We start from the raw sequence: 21911 nt of genomic DNA on the forward strand, positions 1-21911 counted from the left end.
GACGTTTACACTATGGCCAAAGTCATCGGGATCGACCTCGGCACCACCAACAGCTGTGTCGCGGTCATGGAGGGCGGTAAGCCCAAGGTTATCGAAAATGTCGAGGGCACGCGCACGACGCCGTCGATCGTCGCCTTCGCCAAGGACGGCGAGCGGCTGATCGGCCAGCCGGCGAAGCGGCAGGCGGTCACCAATCCCGAGAACACGATTTTCGCGGTGAAGCGCCTGATCGGCCGCCGCTTCGACGATCCCATGACCAAGAAGGACATGGAACTCGTCCCCTATACCATCGTCAAGGGCGCCAACGGCGACGCGTGGGTCAAGGCGGGCGGCGAGGATTATTCGCCGTCGCAGATCAGCGCCTTCATCCTTCAGAAGATGAAGGAAACCGCCGAAGCCTATCTGGGCGAAAAGGTCGAGCAGGCCGTCATCACCGTCCCCGCCTATTTCAACGACGCGCAGCGTCAGGCGACCAAGGACGCCGGCAAGATCGCCGGCCTCGAAGTGCTGCGCATCATCAACGAGCCGACCGCGGCAGCGCTCGCCTATGGCCTCGACAAGTCGGAGAACAAGACGATCGCGGTCTATGACCTCGGCGGCGGCACCTTCGACATTTCGATCCTCGAGGTTGGCGACGGCGTGTTCGAGGTGAAGTCGACCAACGGCGACACCTTCCTCGGCGGCGAGGATTTCGACAGCAAGATCGTCGAATATCTCGCCGATGCGTTCAAGAAGGACGAAGGCATCGACCTGCGCAACGACAAGCTCGCGCTGCAGCGGCTGAAGGAAGCCGCCGAAAAGGCGAAGATCGAGCTGTCGTCGGCCGCGACGACCGAGGTCAACCTGCCCTTCATCACCGCCGACGCCAACGGGCCGAAGCACCTCGTCAAGACGATCACGCGCGCCGACCTCGAACGCCTTGTCGAAGACCTCATCAAGCGCACGCTCGAGCCGTGCAAGAAGGCGATCAAGGACGCCGGCGTCAGCGCGGCCGACATCGACGAAGTCGTGCTGGTCGGCGGCATGACCCGTATGCCGCGCGTGCGCGAGGTCGTGAAGGATTTCTTCGGCAAGGAACCGCACACCGGCGTCAACCCCGACGAGGTCGTCGCGATCGGCGCCGCGATCCAGGCCGGCGTGCTGCAGGGCGACGTCAAGGACGTGCTGCTGCTCGACGTCACCCCGCTGAGCCTCGGCATCGAGACGCTGGGCGGTGTCTTCACGCGCATGATCGACCGCAACACGACGATCCCGACCAAGAAGAGCCAGGTCTATTCGACCGCCGACGACAATCAGTCGGCGGTGACGATCCGCGTCTTTCAGGGCGAGCGCGAAATGGCGGCCGACAACAAGATGCTCGGCCAGTTCGACCTCGTCGGCATCCCGCCGGCGCCGCGCGGCGTGCCGCAGATCGAGGTGACCTTCGACATCGACGCCAACGGCATCGTGTCGGTCCACGCCAAGGACAAGGGCACCGGCAAGGAGCAGCAGATCAAGATCCAGGCTTCGGGCGGCCTCTCCGACGCCGACATCGACGCGATGGTCAAGGACGCGGAGAAATTCGCCGACGAGGACAAGAAGCGGCGTGAGGCGGCCGAGGCGAAGAACAACGCCGAAAGCCTGATCCACACCACCGAGCGCCAGCTCGAAGAGCATGGCGACAAGGTCGACGCGGGCCTGAAGTCGGAGATCGAGGCGGCGCTCGGCGAAGCCAAAAGTGCGGTCGAGGGCGGCGATCCCGCTGCGATGACCGAAAAGGCCCAGGCGCTCGCGCAGGTCGCGATGAAGCTTGGCCAGGCGATCTACGAAAAGGAACAGCAGGCCGCGGCTTCGCCCGAAGCCGGGGCCGGCGAGAGCAAGGCCGACGAAGATGTCGTCGATGCCGAATTCTCCGAAGTCGAAGACGACAAGAAGTAAGACGAAGGGAATGCCCTTCGAGACGCCATTTCGACAAGCTCAATGGCTCCTCAGGGCGAACGGTGTTTTTCCATCCGTTCGCCCTGAGGAGGGACTGAGCGAAGGCGAAGGCCCGTCTCGAAGGGTTACACCCTCGGGGGCGTGAACGAGCCATGAGTCTCGACATCGACTATTATGAACTGCTGGAAGTCGAACGCACCGCCGACGACAAGGCGCTGAAGGCCGCCTATCGCAAGCTCGCGATGCAATATCATCCCGACAAGAATCCGGGATGCGGCGACAGCGAGGCGCGCTTCAAGGCGATCAACGAGGCCTATGACTGCCTGAGGGACCCGCAGAAGCGCGCGGCCTATGACCGGTTCGGCAAGGCGGCGTTCCAGAATGGCGGCGCGAACGGTTTCGGCGGCAACGCCGATTTCGGCGACATCGGCGATATCTTCGAATCGATCTTCGGCTCGGCGTTCGGCGGCGGGCGCCAGCAGCGCGGTCCGGCGCGCGGCGCCGACCTGCGCTACGACATGGAAATCCGGCTCGAGGACGCCTTTGCCGGCTGCACGCGCGAGATCGAGGTCGATGTCGCCGCGCGCTGCGACGCGTGCGACGGATCGGGGGCCAGGCCCGGCACGCAGACCCACCGCTGCACCACCTGCGGCGGCATGGGCAAGGTGCGCGCGCAGCAGGGTTTCTTCATGGTCGAGCGCACCTGCCCCGCCTGCCAGGGCGCGGGCGAGGTGATCGCCGACCCCTGCCCCACCTGCCTCGGCGAAGGCCGCGTCGACCGGCGCAAGACGCTGACCGTCACCATCCCGCCGGGGGTCGACGAGGGCACGCGCATCCGCCTGTCGGGCGAGGGCGAGAGCGGCGCGCGCGGCGCGGCGCCGGGCGACCTTTACATCTTCCTCCACATGGCGCGGCACCGGGTCTTCGAGCGCGAGGGCACGACCCTGTTCACCCGCGCGCCGATCAGCTTCACCACCGCCGCGCTGGGCGGCTGCATCACGATTCCGGGGCTCGATGGAACGCGCCACGAGATCAGCATCCCCGCCGGCATCCAGTCGGGCAAGCAGCTGCGCCAGCGCGGCGCGGGTATGCCGGTGCTCAACGGCCGCGGCCACGGCGACCTCGTCATCCAGATCGACGTCGAGACGCCGACCAGACTCACTGCACGCCAGAAGGAATTGCTCGCCGAATTCCGCGAGACCGAGACCGGCGAGGAATGCCCCGCGAGCCAGGGCTTCTTCGGCCGCATCAAGGATATGTGGGACGATCTGACCGATTGATCCTGAACCCGCCCCTCCTCTTCAGAGGAGGGGCAGCGAGACTTGGTTCGGCGCAGCCGGACCTAGAGTGATTTCGAGTGAAATGGAACATTTCACGGCTCGGAAATCACGGCAAAACAAGAATCTAGAGTGCCGGTTTTGATTCCATCAAAACCGAACGCACTCTAGTCGCAGCGGGGTGGTGTTTGAAGTCTCGCGCGCTGTCGCGCGCCACCACCCCAACCCCTCCTCTGAAGAGGAGGGGCTTCTGTGATCAGCCAATCTCCCCCCTGATCTCCGCGATCAGCGCCTGCACCTTCGGCAGCCGCCCCTCCTCCTCGTCGAGGATCGCGTGGAACGCCTGCCGCTTGATCGCCGCCAGCTCCTCCTTGACAAGCGCCCCCTCGCCCGTGACGCTCGACGCGACGATGTCGACCAGCCGGTCGGCGCCGTGGAGGCGGCCCCACAGATAGTCATTCTCGCGATAGGTGCGGCTGAAAAAGGCGCCGAAGCTGTTGAACTCGATCCCCTTCAGCATCGCCGCCGCGCCGCCGGTGCGGATCGCGGTCGCGTCCGACGGGGAGATGCGGTCGACCTTGACCGGGTCGAACTCGTCATATCCCTCGCCCTGCAACAGCGGCAGGGTCGCGATGTCGTAGAAGGGATAGCCGAGATAGGCGAGCAGCAGCTGCCGCCGGTCGTCCTTGGGGAGGCCGGCAAGCCCCACGGCGAGCAGTCCGTCGCCCTCGCGATCGACTGCGGGCAGGTCGCGCCGCTCGGCGATCGCGTCGATCCACGCGCCGACTCCCGCATCGACGGCGACGTCGAGATCGCCGAGCCAGCTGTCGCCCTCGCGTTCGAGATAGAGGCCGAGCGCTGCGAAGATCGCCCCGCGCATCGCCTCGCAATCGGCGTCGCGCGCGTCGCGCGTCGCCTCGACCGCATCGAGTTCGCGCGCGAGAAAGCGCAGGCGGCGGATACGAAAGGTCAGGTCGTGGGTGCGGAAAAAAGCGATCGCATCGCGGCTCGCTCCCGCGCCCTTCTTGCCCGAAATCCGGTCGAGCCCGCGCGCGCGCACTTCGTCCCACAGCAAGGCCCGGCGATGCTCGCGGTGGATCGCGCCTTCGGGCGGCGCGAGGCGGTCGATCAGCGCCGCAATCTCCTCGACGATCGCCGAGAGCTTCAAATGGCCATAGGGCGGATAGGCGAAACCCGCGCGCGACGCCGCCTCGCTCTGCGCCTTCGCGCGCCAGCGGTCGAGCCGCGCCGGGGTCGGGGTGTCGAGGAAGAAGGTGGAGCCGAACAGCGCCGCGACCTGTTCCTCGACCTCGACCTTCATCGCGTCGACGATATGCTGCATCCGGCGGATACGCCGCGACATCGCCTCGATCGCCTCGACATTCTCGCGGATCGGCTGTTCGCGCGGGATTTCGGAGAGCGCGCCGAGGATCGTGGTCAGAAAGCCGGGCAGCGGCGCCGCATCGCCCTCGACCGGTTCGCCGGATGGTGCGAAACTGATCGACCGATAATCGGGCTTGGGGTCGATATAGACGAAGCGCCGGTCGATCTCGCGCCGCGCCGGCCGCTGCTTGAGCGCCGCGATCGCGGGGCGGAAGGGCGCGTTGGCGAGCACCGATCCGTCGATCAGCACGCGGTCGGCGGGATCGGCCTCTTCGCCCGCGGGCAATTGCACGCGGATGAAATCGGCGCGGCCGGGCCAGTCGATCTTGCGCTTTTCAAGCACGCGGTCGATCTCGCGCAGGGTGAAGGGCGGAAAGGCGCCCGGAAAGCTCGCGGTCGCGCGCGCCGCGACCGCCAGCGCGGGCATGTCGTCCAGCCCCTTGCCCGCGCGCCCGTCCTGCCGGAAATGCAGGATCAGCCGATGCTCCTGCTCGGTCACGCGCGGCGGGCTGTGGAGCGACAGCGGCATGCTGTGGCCGGCGAAATCGGTGACCGACACGAACAGATCGACCGGCTGCCCCGCGGGGACGAGCACCGGCCCGCGCGGCCCGCGGTCCATCGCATCGAAGGCGTCGAGAATCAGCTCCGAAAAGGTCTCGCCGCCGAAGGGCGGTTCGAACCAGCGCGCGCGCACGAAGCGCGACAGCTTCGCGCGCACCTCGTCCTGCGCCGGACCCGCGACGGTCCGGTCGATCACATTGCCGCGCCGTTTCATCGCCCAGCCGGCGATCGGCACCGCCCAGAATTTGGTCGCCGCCGAGATCGGGCGGGCATCGGGGTCGAGCAGATAGTCGACGTCGGCATCCTCGAGCCACAGGTCGGTCAGCGGATCGAGCGACTGGCCGGTCGCGAGCGCGCGCGCGAGGAAGATCGCGTTGATGCCCCCCGCGCTCGCCCCCGCGACGATGTCGGCGAGCACGCGCAGCCGCAACCCGCTCTTCGCCTCGATCGCCGCGAGCAGCTTGCGATAGATGGCGCCCGACCCGTCGATCGCGCTGCCGTCGTGCCACGCGCGCGATGCCGCCGCGAGGCGCCAGATCTCCTTGGTGATTCCGTGCATATAGACGGCAAGGCTGATGCCGCCGTAGCAAATCAGGGCGAACCGCAGTTCCTTTTCGCGCATGGCAGGCGTGATAGCGTGTCGCTCGTGGCGATGCCACCCTCGCCCTCTCTCCTTCAGGGGAGAGGATAGCGCAGCTTGCTCCGTCAGGAGCTAGCGAAGCTTGGAGAGGGGGATGGCCGCCAGCGCTGCTCCCCTCTCCGACTCCGGCCAGGCGCTACGCGCCAAGCCTCCATATCCTCTCCCCTGAAGGGGAGATGGCGGTCTTTTCCCTTGCATCTGCAAATCGCTCTCATTAGCGGCGCTCGCGAACAGGGAGATAAGAATGATTCGCAAGTTTGCCGTCGCGATGCTGCTCGGCACCGCTCTTTCCACCCCAGCGCTCGGCCAGCCGGGCAACGCGAACGCCGCGCCCGACGGCGAAGATACGATCGTCGTCACCGCGGCGCGCTCGATCCTGCCGGCGAATGCGCTGCCGCTCACCATCGACGTGATCGGCAAGGAGGCGCTCGACCAGCAGCTCGCGATTTCGGGTTCGGTCACCGACGCGGTCGCGACGCTCACCCCCAGCTTCTCGCCGACGCGGCAGAAATTGTCGGGCGCGGGCGAGACGCTGCGCGGCCGCTCGCCGCTCTATGCGATCAACGGCATTCCGCAATCGACCCCGCTGCGCGACGGCAGCCGCGACGGCTTCACGATCGACGGCTTCTTCATCGACCGGGTCGAGGTGATCTTCGGGTCGAACGCGCTGCAAGGCATCGGCGGCACCGGCGGCATCGTCAACCAGGTGACCGTCGGCGCGCCGGCCGAGGAGGGGCTGTCGGGCCGCACCTTGCTCCAGGCGACCGCCGACAACGACTTCTCGCGCGCCGGCATGGGCGGCAAGGTCGCGGGGCTCGTCCAGTATAAGGCGGGACGCTTCGACGCGAGCGTCGGTGCCGCATGGGAGCGCCGCGGGGTCTTTTTCGACGGCGAGGGCCGTCCGGTCGGCATCAATCTGACGCAGGGCGAGACGCAGGATTCGGAGACCCTCTCGCTCTTCGGACGCTTCGGCTATGCGGTCACCGACACGATGCGGCTCGACCTGATCGCGAGCCGCTTCGAACTCAAGGGCGACGGCGATTATGCCGCGGTCGCCGGCGACAAGGACGCCGGCCTGCCGACGAGCGCCGAGCGCGGCACCCCGCCCGGAGCGCCTGCACAGGGACGCACCGAAAGCGTCGCGCTGTCGCTGACCGACAGCGACCTTGGCGGCGGCAATTTCGTCAGCCAGATTTTCTGGAACCGCAGCCGCGACACGTTCGGCGGCGAGCCCAACCCGATCGCGAGCTTTCAGGACCCCGCGATCGCGCCCGTCGGCACGCTGTTCGACCAGTCGCAGAACCGCAGCCGCAAATATGGCGGCAAGATCAGCTATGAGCGCGCGGTCCCCGGCTTCGAGGCTTTGACCTTGATCGCAGGTTTCGACGCGCTGTGGGATTCGACCGAACAGCGGCTGATCGCGACCGACCGCGCCTGGGTGCCGCCGACCGATTTCCGCAGCCTCGCCCCCTTCGGCCAGGCGAACCTCGAACTCGCGGGCGGCCTCGTCCGCCTCGCCGGCGGCGCGCGCTATGAAAATGTGAAGATCAGCATCGCCGATTATCACACGCTCGCCGCGACCACCTATGACGGCAGCGACCCCGCGACCTATGGCGGCGTCGATGTCGCGGGCGGCAGCCCGAGTTTCGACGACCTGCTCCTCAACGGCGGCGTGATCGTCGAGCCGCTCGCGGGCATCCGCGCCTATGCAAGCTATGCCGAGGGCTACACCGTTCCCGACGTCGGCCGCATCACCCGCGCGGTCGCCGACACCGGCGTCGATGTCGACGACTTCCTCGACATCTCGCCGATCGTCTCGAACAACCGCGAAATCGGCGTCGAGGTGAAGCGCGGCCCGCTCGATGCCAGCGCGAGCTATTTCTGGTCGACAAGCAAGAACGGCCAGCGACTGCGCGCCGGCAGCGACGGCATCTTCACCGTGGTGCGCGAGCGCGTCGAGATCGAGGGGCTGGAAATCAACCTTGCCGTCCGCATGCCGATCGACGGGCTGACGCTGTCGACGGGCTATGCCCATATCAAGGGGCGGTCGGACACCGACGGCGACGATGTGGTCGATACCGACCTCGACGGCGCGAACATCTCGCCCGACCGGCTCAACCTCGCCGCCGCCTATGCGAACGGCCCGGTGTCGGCGCGCATCCAGACGCAATTCTATCTGGCGCGCAGCTTCCGCGGTCTCGTCCGCGACCCGCGCAACGATTTCGAAGGCTATAATCTGACCGACGCCTTCATCCGCTATCAGACGAGCCTCGGCGGGGTCAGCCTGTCGGTGCAGAATCTGTTCGACAAGCAATATATCAGCTACGCGAGCGACACCCAGCGGCCGACCGACGATTTCTTCAACTTCGCGGGCCGCGGACGCACCTTCACGCTCGGCTGGGATTATCGGTTCTAACGATGGCCTGGCTTTTTCGTCATTGCGACCCCGGCGAAAGCCGGGGGAAGCAATCCAGGGCGGCCTTGCGCAGCTCTGGACTGCCGCGCGCCTTCGGCGCTCGCAATGACGATCGTTTTGGACTGAAGCGCCGCCGATGAAGCTGCTCGACACGCTCCACCGCTGGACGGGCGGGCTGATCGGGCTGCTGCTCGCGCTGCTCGGCCTCAGCGGCACGATCCTGCTCCACAAGGACGCGTGGATCGGCGTGCCGCATGCCGGCGATCCGCTCCGCGCCGACCTCGCCGGCATCACCGCCGCGACCGAAAGGATCATGGCGCTGCCGGGCGCCCCGCAGGGCATCATCTATGCCCGCGACGGCTTCGGGCTGCATCAGGTGCGGTTCGGCGAGGGCGCGGGGCTTTACGCCGACCAGTCGGGCGAAATCGCGGCGCGCTGGGCGAGCCAGTGGGGACGGCCCGAGCTGTGGCTCTTCGACTTTCACCATCATCTCTTCGCGGGCGACAGCGGCGAATGGGTGATCGGCATCGCGGGGCTTTGCGGGCTGTTCTTCGTGATCTCGGGCGTCATCCTCTGGTGGCGCACGCGCGCGACCTTTCGCCCGCGGCTGTGGCCAAGGCGGATGAGCCGTCCCGCGATCGTCACCCATCACCGCGACCTCGGCATCGTCGTCGCGCCGCTGCTGCTGCTCTCGCTCGTCACCGGCACGATGATGATCTTTCGCCCCTTCGCAATGGGTGTCGTCGCGCCCTTCGGCCCGGTCGCCGAGACGGTCAAGTCGATGGAGCCGCCCCAATATGAAAGCGGCCCGCTCGCGGCGAAGCCCGGCTATGCCGCGATGCTCGCCGAAGCGCATCGCCGCTTCCCCGCCGCCGAATTCCGCATCCTCAGCCTGCCGCGGGGGGCGGGCGATCCGATCAGCCTCAGGATGCGCCAACCCGCCGAATGGCTTCCCAATGGCCGCACGACGCTGTGGTTCGACGCCGCCACCGGCCGCCTGCTCGGCGCGCGCGACGCGCTCGCGATGGCGCCGGGCGCGCAGGCGTTCAACAAGGCCTATCCGCTCCACGCGGGCAAGGTCGGCGGCCTGCCCTATCGCCTGCTGCTGACAGTATCAGGCCTGTCGCTGACGATGCTCGGCAGCTTCGCGGTCTGGACCTTCTGGTTCCGCCGCCCGAAACCGGCGAAGCGGCAAGCAAAGGCGGCGCTGGCGCCATCGTAAATCGTCGGGGCGTCTTTTTTGGATTCACGCAGACTGCGTCCTGAGCTTGTCGAAGGAGGCCGCAGAGCGCGCAGAAGGTTCGGTTCACGCGGAGACGCGGAGACGCGGAGAAACGATCCGGGCCGACAGGCCCCTTTCTCGCGCCTCGGTGGCGTTCATCGCAACGCCGCAGAAGGAAGGCCGCTTCGCGGCAACTCCAATCTCTCCGCGCCTCCGCGTCTCCGCGTGAACTTTATCCATTCCTCCTCTGCGCCTCTGCGCGCATTTTCCTTCCCCGCTTTCCTATTTTGCTCCCACGCCTATATCCTGCCCGATCCATGACCCGCGCCCGCGTCCTCCTTTTGACCGCCGCCCTCGGCCCGCTCGACTATCGCGTGCCCCATGGCAGCGAGGCGCCGCTCGGCAGCGTCGTCGTCGCGCCGCTGGGGCCGCGGCGGATGGGCGGGGTGGTGTGGGAGGACGCAAGCTTCGGCGCGCCCGAACCCGTCGGCGACAATCGCCTGCGCAACCTTTACGAAATCGTGGGCGTCCCGCCGATCAGGGCGCCCTTGCGCCGCCTCGTCGAATGGACGAGCGACTATTATCTCGCGCCCCCCGGCGCGGTGCTGCGCATGGTGCTGCCCGGCGCCGCCTTCGCCGACGCGCGCCGCCCGATCGTCGAGTATCGCGCGACCGGCGAATTGCCCGCGCGGATGACGCCGCAGCGCATAGTGGCGCTGGAAAGGATCGGCGCGCGGCAGGGCATGGTGCGCGAACTCGCCGCCATGGCCGAGGTCAGCGAGGCGGTGATCCGCGGGCTCGTGCAGGCGGGGGCGCTCGAAGCGGTCGAGGTTTCGGCCGACGCGCCCTGTCCCGAACCCGATCCGGCCTTCGCTCCGCCCGACCTCTCCGACGAACAGGCCGCCGCCGCCGGACAGCTGCGCGATGCCGTCGCGGCGGCAAGGTTCGAGACGCTGCTCCTCGACGGCGTCACCGGATCGGGCAAGACCGAAGTTTACATGGAGGCGATCGCGGCGGCCGTCGAGGCAGGCAAGCAGACGCTCGTGCTGCTCCCCGAAATCGCGCTGACCGAACCGATGCTGACGCGCTTCGCCGCGCGTTTCGGCTGCGAGCCGGTGCCGTGGCACAGCGGGCTGCGCTCCACCGAGCGCCGCCGCGCGTGGCACGCGATCGCGAGCGGCGAAGCGAAGATCGTCGTCGGCGCGCGCTCGGCGCTGTTCCTGCCCTATGCCGATCTGGGGCTGATCGTCGTCGACGAGGCGCATGAGACGAGCTTCAAGCAGGAGGATGGCGTCCATTATCATGCGCGCGACGTCGCGGTGATGCGCGGATCGTTCGAGGGGCTGCCGGTGATCCTCGCGAGCGCGACCCCGGCGCTCGAGAGCCTGGCCCAGGTCGAAGCGGGGCGCTATCGCCATATCGTCCTGCCCGCGCGCTACGGCGGCGCGACCCTGCCCGACCTTGCCGCGATCGACATGCGCCGCGACCCGCCCGACCGCGGCCGCTGGCTCGCGCCGCCGCTCGTCGATGCGCTCGCCGGCCGGCTCGGCAAAGGCGAGCAGAGCCTGCTCTTTCTGAACCGCCGCGGCTTCGCGCCGCTGACGCTCTGCCGCACCTGCGGCCACCGCATCCAGTGCCCCAATTGCACCGCGTGGATGGTCGAGCACCGCCTCGTCCACCGCCTCGCCTGCCACCATTGCGGCCACGTCATGCCGCCGCCGCGCCTCTGCCCCGAATGCGAGGACGAGGACAGCCTCGTCGCCTGCGGCCCCGGGGTCGAGCGCGTCGCCGACGAGGTCGCGCTGCGCTTTCCCGAAGCGAGGACGGCCATCGTCACCTCGGACACTTTATGGTCGCCCGCGAAAGCCGCCGAATTCGTCGAGGCGGTCGAGGGCGGGCTGGTCGACATCATCATCGGCACCCAGCTCGTCACCAAGGGCTATCATTTCCCCAACCTGACGCTCGTCGGCGTGGTGGATGCCGACCTCGGGCTCGACGGCGGCGATCTGCGCGCGTCCGAGCGCACCTTTCAGCAGATCGCGCAGGTCGCGGGGCGCGCGGGGCGCGGGGTCAAGCCCGGCGAGGTGCTGATCCAGACGCGCGTTCCCGACGCGCCGGTGATGGCGGCGCTCGTCGCAAACGACCGCGAAGGCTTCTACGCCGCCGAGGCTGCTGCGCGCAGATATGCCGGCGCGCCGCCCTATGGCCGCTTCGCCGCGCTCGTCATCTCGTCGGAGGATATCGAGGTCGCGCGCGGCGTGGCGCAGCGGCTCGGCGAAAAGGCGCCCGCCGCCGACGGGCTCGCCATCTATGGCCCCGCCCCCGCGCCGCTCGCGATGCTGCGCGGCCGCCACCGCTTCCGCCTGCTGCTCCACGCGCCGCGCAGCTTCGACCTCCAGGGCACGATCCGCGACTGGATCGCGCGCATCGACTGGCCCGCCAAGGCGCGGCTGGCGATCGACGTCGATCCCTACAGCTTCGTTTAGAGCCGCAATTCGGGTTTACAGCAGTCAAGCCTTGATTAGGGTCCAGACCCATGCTCGATCTTGCCCCGCGCCGCGCGCTTTCGTTTTTCCTCCCCATCGCGCTGGCGCTTTCGGCCCCGGCCGCCGTCCTTGCCGATCCCGCGCCGATGGCGGCGCCGGTCGTTACAACACAGGATCTCGGCGGCGATGCAAGCGGGCGGCTGCTTGTCTTTGCGCAAAGGATCGAACCCGGCGCGCCGGCGCAGGAGGAGGTCGACACCTCGGCCTTCAATCCCACCGGCACCGCGATCGCGGCGCGCGAGGTCGCGCATCTGGCGCCAGGCACACCCGCGCTCGTCGGGACCGAGGCCGACGCTTTCCCGACCCCCTGGTCGAAGCTGCCGCCCGGCACCTACCGGCTGCAGGCGGTGTTCGACCGCAATCACGACTATAATTATGGCGGCCGCGGCGCAGGCGATCTCGTCTCGGCGGTGGTCGAAGCGAGCTTGCCCGGTCCGATCCCGACCTTGACGCTCGACCGCGAGCTTCCGGCAAAGCGTTTCGGGGACCGACTTGTCCAGCTTCCAGCCAATCGCCGCGCCGATGTCGAGATGGGCCTCAAGAGCGTCGAGGCGGTCGACATTCCGTCGCGGCTGATGACCGGTTTTTCGGGCCGCGCGACCGCGATCAAGGGCTGGGTCGCGCTGCCTCCCGACTATGCGGACGGCAAAGGCAGCTATCCGACCGTCTATTCCGACGGCGGCTTCGGCAGCACGCTCGATAGCGCGAAGATGAGCGCCGCAGGTGTCGCGGCGATGATGGCGAAGGGCGAGATGCCGCCGATGATCTGGGTTTTCCTCGACCATCATATCGCGACCGGAACGCACGAATTTGCCGATTCGGCGAACAACGGCCCGTGGGGGGCGGCCTTGACCACCGAAGCGATCCCCGCGCTCGAGGCAAAATACCGGATGGATGCCCGCGCGTCGGGCCGCTTCCTGACCGGCCACAGTTCGAGCGGCTGGTCGACCCTGTGGCTGCAGGTCGCCTATCCGAAGATTTTCGGCGGCACCTGGCCGACCGCACCCGACCCGAGCGATTTCCACGACTTCACCAATATCGACATCTACGCGCCGGACGCCAACGCCTATGTCGGCGCCGATGGCCAGCCGCTGCCGCTGATCCGCGACAAGGGCAAGGTGATCGCGACGCTGAAGCAGTTCGCGCAGCTCGAAGCGGCGCTCGGCGCCTATGGCGGCCAGTTCGCGAGCTTCGACTGGGTCTTTTCGCCGCGCTGCCCCGACGGGCGCCCCTGCCCGCTGTTCGATCGCGCGACCGGCAAGGTCGATCCCGCGGTCGCGGCCTGGTGGCGCGAGCATTACGACATCGCGCATATCGTCAAGCGCGACTGGCCGAAGCTGAAGCCCGACCTCGACGGCAAGATCCACCTGATCGTCGGCACCGCCGACACCTTCTACCTCGACGGCGCGGCGCGGCGGCTGAAGGCGGTGCTCGACGAATTGGGGGCGCAATCCTCGTTCCGCTTCGTCCCCGAACGCACCCATTTCGACCTCTATGCCGAGGGCGAGGACCGGATGGCGCTGCTCAAGACGATCGCGAAGGAAATATATTCGGTGGCGCGGCCGGAGGCGAAACCCGGAAACTGAAGTCCGTTCGTCCTGAGGAGGGGCTGAGCTTGTCGAAGCCCCGTCTCGAAGGACCGGGCGTTGCGCATGGTCCTTCGAGATGCCATTTCGACTGGGCTCAATGGCTCCTCAGGACGAACGGGTCGGAAGGGGTCTTGCTCAATAATCGGGTTCGTCGCCGCCCAGCACCTGTTCCGCCTGCCCGGTGAGCCACGCCATCGCCGCCGCCCACGGTTGATGCCCGTGGCTGATCCGCGCGACGCCGAGCGCCGCCAGTTCCCGATGCGTCGGGCCGCCCTTGCCGCGCAATATATTGACCGGCAGCGGCGAGGCGTCGCAGATCGCGCCGACGCATTTGGGATCGAGCAGGAATGGCACGAACAGCGATCCCGCCCCGGCATCGGCATAGGCGCGCGCGCGTTCGAGCGTCGCGGCGACAAGCGCCTCGCCATCCTTCGCCGCGTCGCGCCCGCGAAACATGTCGCAGCGCGCGTTGATGAAAATCCCGCTGTCCGCCGCCGCGCGATAACGCGCCTGCGCTTCGGCGAGCGGGAGCAGCTCGGTCACGCCGGGGAGCCGATCCTCCATATTGATCCCGACCGCGCCGGCCTCCCTGGCACATCCGACCGACACGCCGACCGCCGCCGCATCGGCGCCATAGCCCGATTCCATGTCGATCGTGACCGGCAGGTCGGTCACCGACAGGATGCGGCGCAGATTCTCGAGCGCATCCTCCAGCGGAAAATCCTCGCCGTCGCTGCGCCCCTGCGCCCCGGCAACGCCATAGCTGCCCGTCGCGATTGCCTTCGCGCCCGCCGCGGCGACCGCCTTCGCGCTCCCCGCATCCCAGATGTTGACGAGGATCAGCGGATCGCCCGGGACGTGCAGAGCTCGAAATTCGGCAACTTTATCGGTCATCATCGGGCCTCTCTCTTCAGCAATTCTTCCTTGATCGGCAGGCCATAGGCATAGCCGCCGAGCGATCCGTCGCTGCGCACGACGCGGTGGCACGGGATCAGCACCGCGACATTGTTCGCGCCGTTCGCGCTCCCCGCCGCGCGCACCGCCTTCGGCTTGCCGACCGCGGCGGCGATCTCGGCATAGCTGCGCGTTTCGCCGGCGGGAATTTTCCTCAGCTCGCGCCACACCGCTTCCTGAAAGGCGGTGCCCTTCACGTCGATCGGAATATGGTCGAAGCCGAGCGCGGGGGTTTCGACCGCATCGACGACCTGCTTGAGCAGGCCCGCGAATTCGGCGCCGCCCTCGACCAGTTCGGCCGCGGGAAAGCGTTCTTCCAGCGCCTCGCGTCCCTCGGCGAAGGAGAGGCGGCACACGCCCTTGCCGGTCGCCGCGACGAGCATGTCGCCCAGGCTCGTCGGCACGACCGCCCAGTGGATCGTCGCGCCCTTGCCGCCGTTCGCCCACGCCGAAGCCGTCATTCCCATCCGTCCCTCCATATTTTCGTAAAAGCGCGACGGCCCCGAAAAGCCCGCGTCATAGATTGCGTCGGTCACCCGTCCCGCCTCGCTCAGCGCTTCGCGCGCGCGTTCCTCGCGCAGCGCGCGGGCATAGGCGGCGGGCGACAGGCCGGTGTGGCGGGTGAAGACGCGCTGGAAATGCGTCGGCGAATAGCCGGTGCGCGCGGCGAGATCGGCGAGCGCGAGCGGTTCCTCGCTCGTCTGGATCGCCTTGATCGCCGCGAGCACCGCCGCCTCGTCGCGCCCGACATCGTCGGGCAGGCAGCGCTTGCACGGCCTGAGGCCCGCCGCGCGCGCATCCGCACCATCGCGAAAGAAGCGGACATTCGCGCGCAGCGGCTGGCGCGCGGCGCAGCTCGGGCGGCAATAGATGCCGGTGGTGAGCACGCCGACTATGAAGCGCCCGTCAAAGGCCTTGTCGCGGCGCTGCATCACCGCCCAGCATTGATCGTCGGTCATCGTCTCGAAGCTCATGCCGCGTCCCTTTCGACCCGCGCCGCGAAGCAGCCGTGCGCCGCATTATGCGCGTCGATATAGGCAATCGCATCGTCGGCGAACAGGTCGCGGATCGCACGGTCGGCCTCGCCCGGCGCCGCGAGCCTGGCGCTGCGCAGCATACCGTCGATGCCGAAGGCGCGCAGCGCGAGCGGGCGGCCCTCGAACACCGGCGGCACCGCGTCGCGCCACGTCCCCGCCGCGACGCCCTGCCGAACATAGATGGCATAGGCGCTGCGATAGGGGGTTTCGACGTCGTGGCTGACATGGTGGAGCAGGATCAGCTCCTCGCCGGCGCGCGCATCTTCCAGGCTGATGCGGCACGGAAAGCCGCGGTCGGCATCGGCAGTGACGCGCCGCGCGCCGCGCGCCGCCAGTTCGGCATCGCTCATCTCGAACAGCGGTGCAAAGGGCTCGGGGTCGAGCCCGGTGATCGCATAGGTCATCAAACACGTCCTTTCATTCGTCCGCCCCCCTGTTGCCATGCCCCGCCTTCGCGCGCGTCCCGATGCTTGCGTTCAAAGCGCGCGCCTCTAAGCTGCGCGCCCATGACCCGCCTGATCGCGCTGCTCGCCCTTGTCCTTGCCAGCCTTTCCGTCGCCATGCCGGCGCGCGCCGCCGACGACATCAGCGCCGTGTCGCGCAGCGTCGTGCGCGTCGTCACCGTCGCGATGGTCGATGGCGAGGTCGTCGGTTTCGGCCACGGCAGCGGCATCGCGATCACCCCGACGCGCATCCTGACCAACGCGCATGTCGTCGAATCGGCGGCCAAATATCCGCAGAATGTCGCGCTCGGAATCGTCCCGTCAGAGGGGCAGAAAAGCTATGCGGGCAAGCTGATCGCGATCGACACGACCCGCGACCTCGCGCTCGTCGAAATGACCGAAGGCCGCGTTCCCGCCGCGGCGATCTACACCGGCCCGCTCGAATCGGGGGCCGACGTCGTTGCCTTGGGCTACCCCGGCAACGTCGATCTCGCGACCGCGCGCAGCGCGGCCGACTATATCACCCCGCGCACGCCGGTGCGCAGCGAGGGCAATATGTCGAACCGCCAGTCGGTCGACGGCGTCGCGATGCTCGTCCACACCGCGAAGATCTCGCGCGGCAATTCGGGCGGACCGCTCGTCGACCAGTGCGGCCGCATCGTCGGGATCAACACCGCGATCACCCGCGCCGACGATGGCGATTCGCCCTTCGCCTTCGCGATCTCGGTGCCCGAAGTCGGCCGCTTCCTCAGCGATTCGCGGCAGGAATATCGCAGCGTCGGCACCTCCTGTCTGACGATGGCCGAAGCCGCAGCGCGCGACCGCGCGCTGACCGATGCCGAAGCGCGTGCCGAAGCCGCCGCCACCGCGCAGAAAGAGGCGAAGGCTGAGCTCGAGCGCGAGCTGAAGCTCCAGCGCGCGAACGATGCCGCGCTGTCGGCGCGCGAGAATCGCATCGCGATCGCCGGGGTGCTGTTCGTGCTCGGCGCGCTCGGCGCCGGCGCGGGGCTGCTCTTCTACAATCAGCAAAAGCTGCGCAATGCGAAGATCGCGGGCGGCGGCGGCGGCGCGCTGATCCTGATCGCGGCGATCCTCTTCCTCACCCGCCCCGACGCGCACGCCGATCTGTCGGATCTGGCAGATGAAGCCGACGAATCCCCTGCGGCGGGCACCGAGACTCCCGAAGTCGCCGCGGGCGATTTCCTCTGCACGATCGAGCCCGAGCGCAGCCGCATCACCGTCTCGTCGACCGACGACGTCCCGGTCGATCTCGCCAAGGGCGGCTGCGTCAACGACCGCACCCAATATACGCGCGGGGCCGACGGGCGCTGGCAGCGCATCCTGGTGCCCAATGAGGAGGCGACGGTGACGATCGCCTCGATCGACCCCGAGGCGCGCGAATATCGCGTCGAACGCTATCTGCTCGATGCCGAAACGATGGCGAAGGCGCGCGAGATCCGCGCCGCATCGGACATCAAGGGCTGCACCGCCGACGCGCAAGCACTCGCCGCCTTCACGACGCAGCAGGACGCGGTGAAGGCGGTACTGCCGCCGACCCCGAACGAGCGGCTGGTCTATCGGTGCCAGCAGGTCGCACGGCGTTGACATGACCAGTTAAAAGACCTATTAACAGGTCATGGGAAAACCGCTTCTCGCCGATTTCGGCATCAGTATTTCGGAACTCAAGAAAAACCCGTCGGCCGCGATCCGTGCTGCGGAAGGCGCCCCGGTGGCAATTCTCAACCGCAACACGCCCGAAGCCTATCTGGTCCCCGCCGACGCTTGGGAAGAGATACTGGAGACCCTCGACGATCTGCGGCTCGCTGAGATCGTCCGCCAGCGTCAGGGCCAGAAACGGATCAGGGTCGACATTGACGACCTATAAGCTCGAATTCTTCGAAGACGCGAAGAAGGAATGGGACAGGCTGGACAGCACGATCCGCTCGCAATTCCGCAAGAAGCTTCAGCAACGGCTGGAGCATCCGCACGTCGCTTCGGTCCGGCTGCACGGCCTTGCGCATTGCTACAAGATCAAGCTGCGGTCAGCGGGTTACCGGCTCATCTATCAGGTCGAAGACGACATACTGATCGTCGCCGTCGTCGCGATCGGCAAACGCGAGCGCGACGAGGCCTATAAAGCCGCGGCCCGCCGGCTTTGACCTTCGATCCCCGTCATGCCCTTTGACATCGTCGACCTCGACCAAGGCAATGCGGACTGGCTGAAATGGCGGGCCGGCGGCATCGGCGCATCCGACGCGCCGGCGATCATGCGCGAAAACCCCTGGAAATCGCCCGCCGCGTTGCGGCACGAGAAATTGCGGCCGCATGGGAGCCGCCCCGTCAATGCGGCGATGGCGCGCGGCACCGCGCTGGAGCCCGCCGCCAGAGCCCTGTATTGCGACCGGCGAAAGGTCGAGGTCAGCCCGCGATGCATCCAGAGCCGGGCGCGCCCGTGGATGCGCGCGAGCCTCGACGGCATCTGCGCCGAACACCGGATATTGGTCGAGATCAAATGCGGCGAATCGGCCTATCGGACGGCCAGCCGCCACCGCGCGGTGCCGCGCTATTATTATGGGCAGTTGCAACATGCGCTCGCCGTCTCGGGCTGCGACGCGATCGACTTCTGGTGCTACCTGCCCGGCAAACAGCCGCTGCTCATCGAAGTGCCGCGCGACGAGCCCTATATCCGCAGAATGATCGACAGCGAATATCGGTTCTGGAGCGCCATCGAGGCGGATGTGCTGAAGGCGCTCTCCGAAATGCCTTGAGCATGATCGTTTTTGACCAAAGATTTGATAGGCTCGTGTATCCCCGCGAAGGCGGGAGCGCACAGCTTTTGTTCGAAATTCGCTCTACCCCCCGCACGCCTCGAACAGCATCAGCGTCCGCTCTTTGGCGAGGTCGGCGCTCGCTTCGTGATAATCCTTGCGGCGGTCGCTGTTGAAGCCGTGCCCCGCCTCATAGACGAAGATCTGCGCGGTCGGATGATCCTTCGCGATCAGCGCTTCGACGCCTTCCATCGGGATGCCCGCGTCGAAGCGGCCGAAATGGGCGATCGTCGCGCATTGCGGCGCCGCGTCCCCGAACGTCGTCGGGACGAGGCTGCCGTAATAGGCCGACGCGGCGGCGAGGTCGGGGCTGATCTGCGCCATCCGCCACGCGACCGACCCGCCGTAGCAATAGCCGGTGATGAAGACGGGGCCGCGACCCTTGAGCGCGTCGATGCAGGTCTGCGCATCCTTCAGGCTCTGCTCGAAGGGATGAAGCTCGCGCGCCAGCTGCACCGCACGCTCGAACTGCGGCCCCGAATAGTCGCTCTCGAACCCCGGATGCTCGCGGTCGAACAGCGCGGGGGACAGCACCTCATAGCCATCGGCGGCATAGTCGTCGCACAGCTCGCGGATATGATCGGTGACTCCGAAAATCTCCTGAATCAGCACCAGCCCGCCGCGGCGCTCGCCCTCCGGCATGGCGTGATAGACCGCGATTTCGGCCCCATCGTCCATCGTCATCCGGATCATCTCGCCCATGTCCTGTTCCTCTTCGCCGTTGGGACCGCGCGTGTCGAAGCCCCTCATTCCTCGCGGCGGTTTTGAAGAAAGAAGCGCACTTCGACAACCTCGGCGCGAACGGGGTGAGGAAAGGCGCACCGCGAGTCCTTCCCGCCGCCTTGCATTGCTGCAAAATCGTTGCTACGCGCGCCCCGACTTTGCAGCGGGGGTGTCTTCGGAGACCGGAAAAATCCGCGCAGCCATCCCCCCCAGGGATCGAAGAGAAGGACTTTCGCGCGTGGAGAATTCCGGCGGCATTCAGGGCAACATCACGGCGGGCCTCGCGGGCCGCTATGCGGTCGCGCTGTTCGACCTCGCCCGCGAATCGAATCAGATCGACGCCGTCGCGGCCAGCCTGTCGGCCCTGCGCGCGGGCCTGACCGAATCGGCCGACCTCAGGACGCTGACCCAAAGCCCGGTGATCAGCCGCGCCGACGCCGAAAAGGCGATCGACGCGGTCGCCAGGGCGATGAAGCTCGACCCGCTCACCGCGAAGTTCCTCGGCGTCCTCGCCGAAAACCGCCGCCTCGCCGAGCTGCCCGCGATGATCGACGCCTATGACGCGATCGTCGCCGCACACCGCGGCGAAGTGACCGCGCAGGTCACGAGCGCCCACCCGCTCAGCGCCGCGCAGCTTAAGGAGCTTGCCGCCAATCTGAAGACGCGCGTCGGCCGCGACGTCCAGATTCAGGCGCATCTCGATCCCGCCATCCTCGGCGGCCTCGTCGTCCAGCTGGGCAGCCAGCTGATCGACGGCAGCATCCGTACCCGTCTCAACAGTTTCGCCCAGGCGATGAAGGGCTGAAAGCCCGCACGCCCAATGCCCCGACGAAAGGCTGAATAATGGAAATCCGCGCCGCTGAAATCAGCAAGGTCATCAAGGATCAGATCGCCAATTTCGGCACCGACGCCACGGTCAGCGAAATCGGCACCGTGCTCTCGGTCGGTGACGGCATCGCCCGCGTCCACGGCCTCGACAATGTCCAGGCCGGCGAGATGGTCGAATTCGCCAATGGCGTGAAGGGCATGGCGCTCAACCTCGAGGCCGACAATGTCGGCATCGTGATCTTCGGGTCGGACTCGGAGATCAAGGAAGGCGACACCGTCAAGCGCACCGGCACGATCGTCGACGTCCCCGTCGGCAAGGGCCTGCTCGGCCGCGTCGTCGACGGCCTCGGCAACCCGATCGACGGCAAGGGGCCGATTCTGGCCGACAAGCGGATGCGCGTCGAGGTCAAGGCGCCGGGGATCATCCCGCGTCAGTCGGTCCACGAACCCGTCCAGACCGGCCTCAAGGCATTGGACGCGCTCGTCCCGGTCGGCCGCGGCCAGCGCGAGCTGATCATCGGCGACCGCCAGACCGGCAAGACCGCCGTCGCGATCGACACCTTCATCAACCAGAAGGAGGTCAACAAGGGCGACGACGAATCGAAGAAGCTCTATTGCATCTATGTCGCGGTCGGCCAGAAGCGCTCGACCGTCGCGCAGATCGTCCGCCAGCTCGAAGAAAATGGCGCGATGGAATATTCGATCGTGGTCGCCGCGACCGCCTCGGAGCCCGCGCCGCTGCAATATCTCGCGCCTTACACCGGCGTGACGATGGGCGAGTTCTTCCGCGACAACGGCATGCACGCCGTGATCGTCTATGACGATTTGTCGAAGCAGGCGGTCGCCTATCGCCAGATGTCGCTGCTGCTCCGCCGCCCGCCGGGCCGCGAAGCCTATCCCGGCGACGTTTTCTACCTGCACAGCCGCCTGCTCGAGCGCGCGGCGAAGATGAACGCCGACAATGGCTCGGGCTCGCTCACCGCGCTGCCGATCATCGAAACGCAGGCGGGCGACGTGTCGGCCTATATTCCGACCAACGTGATTTCGATCACCGACGGCCAGATCTTCCTCGAAACCAACCTCTTCTATCAGGGCATCCGTCCCGCGATCAACGTCGGCCTCTCGGTCAGCCGCGTCGGCTCGGCCGCGCAGACCAAGGCGATGAAGAAGGTGTCGGGCTCGATCAAGCTCGAGCTCGCGCAGTATCGCGAGATGGAAGCCTTTGCGCAGTTCGGCTCGGACCTCGACGCCGCGACGCAAAAGCTCCTCAACCGCGGCGCGCGCCTGACGCAGCTTCTGAAGCAGCCGCAGTTCCAGCCGATGCCGTTCGAGGAACAGACCGCGTCAATCTTCGCCGGCACCAACGGCTATCTCGACAGCGTCGCGGTCGGCGACGTCACGCGCTACGAAGCGGGGATGCTCGCCTATCTGCGCAGCGACCACCCGCAAGTGCTGAAGACGATCCGCGACACCAAGGATCTCGGCGACGACGCCAAGAAGGGCCTGATCGCGGCGCTCGACGCCTTCGCCAAGATTTTCGCGTAAAC

Annotated in this window: 17 protein-coding genes; 12 read left to right on the plus strand and 5 right to left on the minus strand. The window is 67.3% G+C overall.

Annotation, left to right across the window (positions count from 1 at the left end; all coding sequences use genetic code 11):
- Nucleotides 1-12: 12 nt before the first annotated feature.
- Complete coding sequence (gene dnaK / locus KNJ79_RS17155; protein WP_317151992.1) at nt 13-1917, plus strand: molecular chaperone DnaK; 1905 nt, start codon at nt 13-15, stop codon at nt 1915-1917.
- 152 nt (nt 1918-2069) lie between these two features.
- On the plus strand, nt 2070-3197 hold the full coding sequence (gene dnaJ, locus KNJ79_RS17160; protein ID WP_089215376.1) for a molecular chaperone DnaJ: 1128 nt from the start codon (nt 2070-2072) through the stop codon (nt 3195-3197).
- A 253-nt stretch (nt 3198-3450) separates the two neighbouring features.
- Here the strand turns inward: dnaJ and KNJ79_RS17165 are convergent, their stop codons facing one another.
- Complete coding sequence (locus KNJ79_RS17165; RefSeq protein WP_317151993.1) at nt 3451-5760, minus strand: patatin-like protein; 2310 nt, start codon at nt 5758-5760, stop codon at nt 3451-3453.
- 262 nt (nt 5761-6022) lie between these two features.
- Between KNJ79_RS17165 and KNJ79_RS17170 the strand changes: the two genes are divergently transcribed.
- The 4 genes from KNJ79_RS17170 to KNJ79_RS17185 all read left to right on the plus strand — a co-directional run bounded on the left by KNJ79_RS17170 (nt 6023) and on the right by KNJ79_RS17185 (nt 13548).
- The gene (locus KNJ79_RS17170) at nt 6023-8194 is read left to right on the plus strand and encodes a TonB-dependent receptor (RefSeq protein WP_317151994.1); all 2172 of its coding nucleotides are present in this window, start codon (nt 6023-6025) and stop codon (nt 8192-8194) included.
- 136 nt (nt 8195-8330) lie between these two features.
- Complete coding sequence (locus KNJ79_RS17175; RefSeq protein ID WP_317151995.1) at nt 8331-9416, plus strand: PepSY-associated TM helix domain-containing protein; 1086 nt, start codon at nt 8331-8333, stop codon at nt 9414-9416.
- Between the two features lie 317 nt (nt 9417-9733).
- On the plus strand, nt 9734-11902 hold the full coding sequence (locus tag KNJ79_RS17180; protein ID WP_317151996.1) for a primosomal protein N': 2169 nt from the start codon (nt 9734-9736) through the stop codon (nt 11900-11902).
- Nucleotides 11903-11952: 50 nt separating this feature from the next.
- Nucleotides 11953-13548: an alpha/beta hydrolase gene (locus KNJ79_RS17185; protein WP_317151997.1), complete on the plus strand. Its 1596-nt coding sequence runs from the start codon at nt 11953-11955 to the stop codon at nt 13546-13548.
- 138 nt (nt 13549-13686) lie between these two features.
- Here KNJ79_RS17185 and KNJ79_RS17190 read toward each other — a convergent pair whose 3' ends face one another.
- From KNJ79_RS17190 to KNJ79_RS17200, 3 genes are read right to left on the minus strand one after another with little or no spacing between them, the layout of a single operon-like run.
- The gene (locus tag KNJ79_RS17190; protein ID WP_317151998.1) at nt 13687-14448 is read right to left on the minus strand and encodes an isocitrate lyase/PEP mutase family protein; all 762 of its coding nucleotides are present in this window, start codon (nt 14446-14448) and stop codon (nt 13687-13689) included.
- Nucleotides 14445-15479, minus strand: coding sequence for a bifunctional DNA-binding transcriptional regulator/O6-methylguanine-DNA methyltransferase Ada (gene ada / locus KNJ79_RS17195; RefSeq protein WP_317151999.1), 1035 nt, complete (start codon nt 15477-15479; stop codon nt 14445-14447). Before ada ends, KNJ79_RS17190 begins: the two co-directional genes overlap by 4 nt.
- The gene (locus KNJ79_RS17200) at nt 15476-15946 is read right to left on the minus strand and encodes a DUF1203 domain-containing protein (RefSeq protein WP_317152000.1); all 471 of its coding nucleotides are present in this window, start codon (nt 15944-15946) and stop codon (nt 15476-15478) included. Before KNJ79_RS17200 ends, ada begins: the two co-directional genes overlap by 4 nt.
- A gap of 102 nt (nt 15947-16048) precedes the next feature.
- Between KNJ79_RS17200 and KNJ79_RS17205 the strand changes: the two genes are divergently transcribed.
- Genes KNJ79_RS17205 through KNJ79_RS17220 form a run of 4 tightly spaced genes read left to right on the plus strand, consistent with a single transcriptional unit; the run spans nt 16049 to nt 18753 of the window.
- Entirely contained in the window at nt 16049-17590 is a 1542-nt protein-coding gene (locus tag KNJ79_RS17205) for a S1C family serine protease (RefSeq protein WP_317152001.1), read from the plus strand.
- Nucleotides 17591-17621: 31 nt separating this feature from the next.
- Nucleotides 17622-17870 carry a type II toxin-antitoxin system Phd/YefM family antitoxin gene (locus tag KNJ79_RS17210; protein WP_089215365.1) on the plus strand — a complete coding sequence of 83 codons (249 nt, stop codon included), beginning with the start codon at nt 17622-17624 and terminating at the stop codon, nt 17868-17870.
- Nucleotides 17857-18144 carry a type II toxin-antitoxin system RelE family toxin gene (locus KNJ79_RS17215; RefSeq protein ID WP_317152002.1) on the plus strand — a complete coding sequence of 96 codons (288 nt, stop codon included), beginning with the start codon at nt 17857-17859 and terminating at the stop codon, nt 18142-18144. The genes KNJ79_RS17210 and KNJ79_RS17215 overlap by 14 nt, the downstream gene beginning before the upstream one ends.
- Before the next feature lie 15 nt (nt 18145-18159).
- The gene (locus KNJ79_RS17220) at nt 18160-18753 is read left to right on the plus strand and encodes a lambda-exonuclease family protein (protein ID WP_317152003.1); all 594 of its coding nucleotides are present in this window, start codon (nt 18160-18162) and stop codon (nt 18751-18753) included.
- Between the two features lie 84 nt (nt 18754-18837).
- Here KNJ79_RS17220 and KNJ79_RS17225 read toward each other — a convergent pair whose 3' ends face one another.
- Nucleotides 18838-19563, minus strand: a complete 726-nt coding sequence (locus tag KNJ79_RS17225; protein WP_317152004.1) for a dienelactone hydrolase family protein — start codon at nt 19561-19563, stop codon at nt 18838-18840.
- Between the two features lie 211 nt (nt 19564-19774).
- Between KNJ79_RS17225 and KNJ79_RS17230 the strand changes: the two genes are divergently transcribed.
- Together KNJ79_RS17230 and atpA are read left to right on the plus strand one after the other, a co-directional pair.
- Nucleotides 19775-20341, plus strand: coding sequence for a F0F1 ATP synthase subunit delta (locus KNJ79_RS17230; protein ID WP_317152005.1), 567 nt, complete (start codon nt 19775-19777; stop codon nt 20339-20341).
- 38 nt (nt 20342-20379) lie between these two features.
- Nucleotides 20380-21909 carry a F0F1 ATP synthase subunit alpha gene (atpA, locus tag KNJ79_RS17235; RefSeq protein WP_317152006.1) on the plus strand — a complete coding sequence of 510 codons (1530 nt, stop codon included), beginning with the start codon at nt 20380-20382 and terminating at the stop codon, nt 21907-21909.
- Nucleotides 21910-21911 lie beyond the last annotated feature (2 nt).

It is taken from the genome of Sphingopyxis indica (genome assembly GCF_032879645.1).
Taxonomy (GTDB): domain Bacteria; phylum Pseudomonadota; class Alphaproteobacteria; order Sphingomonadales; family Sphingomonadaceae; genus Sphingopyxis; species Sphingopyxis indica.